At 63.0% G+C, this 262-nt stretch carries 1 protein-coding gene; it reads left to right on the forward strand.

Annotated features, from left to right (window positions below; translation table 11 throughout):
- A partial coding sequence (locus MTCD1_RS19505; protein WP_143760195.1) for a CNNM domain-containing protein occupies positions 1 to 262 on the forward strand: 262 nt, incomplete at both ends.

Consider the following 262-nt stretch of genomic DNA (forward strand, 5'->3'; position numbering starts at 1 on the left):
ATGCAGTGGCTGTCGCGCATCGCAAGCCCTGCGGTCTGGCTGCTCAGCGCCACGGTCAGCGGCCTGCTGAAGCTGCTCAGGATCAAGGGCAACGAAGGCAGCCAGGTCACCGAAGAAGAAATCCAGCTGCTGGTCAGCGAAGGCCACGAGCAAGGCGTGATCGACCTTGACGAACGCAACATGCTGAACCGGGTGATGCGGCTTGGCGATCGCACCGCAGACAGCCTGATGACGCCACGCACCCGGATCGTCTGGCTGGACA

It is taken from the genome of Colwellia marinimaniae, from assembly GCF_002207865.1.
In the GTDB taxonomy this organism is placed as follows: Bacteria; Pseudomonadota; Gammaproteobacteria; order Enterobacterales; family Alteromonadaceae; genus Colwellia; species Colwellia marinimaniae.